Annotated in this window: 4 protein-coding genes and 1 pseudogene; all 5 read left to right on the top strand. The window is 43.4% G+C overall.

All coding sequences use genetic code 11. The features are described from left to right. The first annotated feature begins 68 nt into the window (after positions 1 to 68). Positions 69 to 446 (top strand): transposase, encoded by a 378-nt coding sequence (locus tag H6F41_RS18530; protein ID WP_190404939.1) that lies wholly within the window; start codon positions 69 to 71, stop codon positions 444 to 446. Positions 447 to 466: 20 nt separating this feature from the next. Then, positions 467 to 1,252 carry a tyrosine-type recombinase/integrase gene (locus H6F41_RS18525; RefSeq protein WP_190404940.1) on the top strand — a complete coding sequence of 262 codons (786 nt, stop codon included), beginning with the start codon at positions 467 to 469 and terminating at the stop codon, positions 1,250 to 1,252. A 137-nt stretch (positions 1,253 to 1,389) separates the two neighbouring features. Further along, entirely contained in the window at positions 1,390 to 3,384 is a 1,995-nt protein-coding gene (locus tag H6F41_RS18520; RefSeq protein ID WP_190404938.1) for a DUF4158 domain-containing protein, read from the top strand. Further along, positions 3,374 to 3,754 (top strand): Tn3 family transposase, encoded by a 381-nt coding sequence (locus H6F41_RS18515; protein WP_190404937.1) that lies wholly within the window; start codon positions 3,374 to 3,376, stop codon positions 3,752 to 3,754. The genes H6F41_RS18520 and H6F41_RS18515 overlap by 11 nt, the downstream gene beginning before the upstream one ends. Before the next feature lie 23 nt (positions 3,755 to 3,777). Next, a pseudogene (locus H6F41_RS19530) lies at positions 3,778 to 3,888 on the top strand (IS4 family transposase); the annotation flags it as partial.

Raw genomic sequence — 3,888 nt, 5'->3', positions numbered from 1 at the left:
ATGCACTTAGTATCCGTTCTCGTAAATCTAGCGAATAGGGGGCTGCCATTTTTTCCTTTTATTCTAAATTGCTGTGGTGCGTTTGGTCTCAATTTGCTGTATCTGCTTATGTTTTTGAACGCAGTATCACCAGTGCAGTCATTCTCGCTTGTATCGATGACTTTGCTCGTCAATCTACCAAGCCAACAGTGATTGTTATGGATAAAGCCTCTATTCATACCAGTCAACTGATTCAAGAGAAATTAGAGCAGTGGAAGAACCAGCAAGTTGAGATTTTCCAGTTACCCCCTTATAGTCTCCAGTTGAACTTGATTGAAATTTTGTGGCGTTTCATGAAGTATGAGTGGATTGAACTCAATGCATATGAATCTTGGGAAAGTTTAGTCTCTTATGTTGAAAAAGTTCTTCGAGACTTTGGTTCAACTTATGTAATTAATTTTGCTTAGCTACTTATGGCAGCTATCCCATTGAAATCTTGAGTCGAGCAACCTTAACAAAATACCTAGAAGGTTTAACGCATCTAGCCTATACAACTCATCACCGCCATCAAGCGATCGTCCAAGCCCTATTCAACTTTGCCGTAGAGCGCGATTATCTAAAAGCCAACCCCATCGCCCGACTGCATCGGCGCAAACCAAACCCAGAGAAAGGAGAACATCATGCCGATGGAGTAATTCGATACCTATCGCCCGAACAGATCGCCAGTCTCTACCAAGTCGTAGAACGCGACGGTCGCATGAAAGCATTGGTCTGCTTGCTGCATCGCACGGGAGCGAGGATCGCGGAAATCCTGAGCTTGCAATTAGCAGAAATCAACCTCAAAGAACGCAAATTTCAAGTAATCGGCAAAGGCAATAAAACCCGATGGTGTTTCTACAGCGAAGATGCGGCAACCGCATTAGAAAAATATCTAAAATACTATCGACACACCGAATCACCAGCCTTATTCACCACCCAACAGCCTGTTACAGGAAAAGTCACCCGCTTAAGTTATCAGGCTGCCCATCGAGACTGGACAAAATTAACTAAGAATGAACCAAAAATCCAAGGTATCAGAATGCACGACCTCCGACACACCTTTGCCACCGAAAGGGTTGGGTTAATGGGGATCGAAGAATTACGCGCCTTAATGGGACATACAAATATCAACACTACTTTACGCTATCAAAAAGTAACTTCCGAACGAGCAGAAATAACTGCTCACAAAGCTTTAAATCAACTGCTCCAAAACTCAGACAACAATCAAACTTAAATATTGATTAAATCCCATTCATAGATTCTTTGAAAGGGTGTTTATTTCAAACTAATAGAGTATTGTCTATACTCTGTCTATGCAAACTGAGTGTTGCTCTAACCTGCCCCTAGTTTGCTTGTCTTCTAAACGGCTCTATGACTGCTATTGAACGCACGGCTTATCCTCGATTTAAATCTCAAGCAACGGTGAAAGAACTTACTGAATTATATACTCCATCAGCATCTGAGATAAATCTGGCGAAGGGAAAGGTCAAAAGTAAGAGTGGGTTACTGCGATTTTTAGTCATGCTCAAGTCATTTCAACGATTGGGATATTTTCCACTGTCATCCGATGTACCGCCCACAGTTATCAGTCATATTCGGGCTTGCTTAAACCTCAGTGCTAATATCTGTGCTATCCCGCCTGAACGTTCTCGTTACTACTATGCAGAGGCGATTCGAGCTTATTTGAGAGTTAATCCTTTCGACCGCAAGGCACAAACTGCGATCGCTACTGTCATTGCTACATCGGCGGAGATCATGGAATATCCTGCTGATTTAATCAATGTTGCTGTTGAAGAGTTGGTGAGAGCGCGTTATGAATTACCTGCTTTTAGTACGCTGGATCGTTTGGTTGGTCATATCCGTACTGTTGTGAATAACCGCTTGTTTCAGCGTATTGATAGGGCGATGAGTCCAAATCAGCGAACCTTTGTGGATGAATTGGTCTCTAATTCATCGTCAGAATCGGAATTAACTTTCAGCTTATTGAGAGCAGCACCAAAAAGCGATTGCCTCTCTCATATTCAGGCTTTACAAACTAAGTTTGACCAAATACTTACTTTTGGTGATGCAAGGCAGTTACTCGCTGGAATTGCCCCCGCTAAGGTCAAATCTTTTGCAGCACAAGCAAAAGCCTTGGCGATGACAGATCTCCGAGAACTAAATCTAGCGAAACGTCGCACTCTGTTAGTCTGCTTGCTCTATCGTGTGCAAGTTAAAACCCGTGACCATTTAGTAGAGATGTTTCTCAAGCGTGTTCAGAAAATGCATCAATGTGCCAAAGATCGGTTGGTCGAATTACGAGAACAGAATTTGACCAAAACTGAATCAATGTTGGCAGTGCTAACCGAGATTTTACAAACATCAACTGGGGAGACTGATGCGGCGAGTTTGGGTGGGCGGGTGCAATCTGTTTTGGATACCCATGGGGGAGCCGCCGCTTTACTGGCGCAGTGCGAGGAGATTATTGCCTACAATAGCGATAACTATTTGCCTTTAATATGGCGATTTTATAGTCGCTATCGTTCGGTTTTGTTTCCCTTGGTGCGTGGGTTAGAACTCCAGTCTGCTAGCCAAGATCTTTCCTTGACGGCAGCTTTGACTCTGGTTTTGGCTCATGAAAACCGTCGCTCTAAATGGTTGTCTGTGGAAGATCTCGATTTGAGCTTTATGAGCGATCGCTGGCGACGATTAGTGGTGGTTGAGTGTGATGGGATTTCACAGTTAGTGCGTCAGCAATTCGAGGTCTGTATCTTTACCTATTTAGCTGCCGAGTTGAAAAGTGGTGATGCTTGTGTGGTGGGTTCGGAAAACTATGCTGACTTTCGAGAACAGTTATTGTCTTGGGATGAGTGTCAACCCAAATTGGCTGATTACTGTCAGCAAACAGGTATGGCACTTACGGCTCCAAAATTTGTTGAACAACTTCAATCTTGGTTGACTCGAACTGCTACTGCTGTAGACCAAATCTGTAAGGATGGTACGCAAGTGACGATTAGTGCTGCTGCCGTACCTGTACTCAAAAGGATTACGGCGGAGCCGCTGCCACCGGGCGCGATAGAGTTGGAGTCGGCAATTTTACAACGGCTCCCTGAACGTAGTGTTTTGGATATTCTCTGTAATGTGCAACATTGGCTCAATTGGGTGCGCCACTTTGGTCATGTTTCTGGTTCTGAGCCAAAGATTGAGAATGCATCTGAACGTTATATTTTAACCGTGTTTGGCTATGGTTGTAATCTCGGTCCTAATCAAACTGCTCGTCATACTCGCGGACAGGTCAGTTCAAGGATGTTGGCTTATGTTAATCGTCAACATATTTCGATTGCTCAACTTGAGGCAGCAATGCGAGATTTGATTAATGCTTATTAATCGTTTGGAATTGCCGAAGTGTTGGGGGACTGGCAAACGGGCGGCGGCTGATGGCAGTAAGTTTCAGCTTTATGAGAGTAATTTGATGTCTGAGTATCACATTCGTTATGGTGGCTATGGGGGCATTGCTTACCATCATGTTTCTGATACTTATATTGCTCTGTTTACCCATTTCATTAATTGTGGTGTTTGGGAAGCTGTTTATATTCTTGATGGATTACTCAAGAATACTTCCGATATCCAACCTGACACTTTGCACGCTGATACCCAAGGACAGTCTACTACTGTGTTTGGATTGTCTTATCTATTGGGCCTAAGTACAGGACAAAAAGTTGCAAAAGTAGAGAGAAAGGGGTTTTATAAAAGATAACCACATCTAACCATAAAACCCCTATCAAAGAGATTAACCTATTCCGAGAAATGTTGCAGCAGCATCTGCAATGGAATGCAGCAAGACTAGCATTTGTGTCGGCATTTCTGATCGCGCTAATACGAGTAAGGACA

It is taken from the genome of Pseudanabaena mucicola FACHB-723 (genome assembly GCF_014696385.1).
Lineage (GTDB): Bacteria > Cyanobacteriota > Cyanobacteriia > Pseudanabaenales > Pseudanabaenaceae > Pseudanabaena.
The sequence above is the reverse complement of the archived record's forward strand: the minus strand, read 5'-3'. Positions and strand labels throughout refer to the sequence as shown.

Coding starts and splice junctions, on each gene's coding strand:
- H6F41_RS18520 (WP_190404938.1), top strand. CDS start 1,390: ATGACTGCTATTGAACGCACGGCTTATCCTCGATTTAAATCTCAAGCA.
- H6F41_RS18515 (WP_190404937.1), top strand. CDS start 3,374: ATGCTTATTAATCGTTTGGAATTGCCGAAGTGTTGGGGGACTGGCAAA.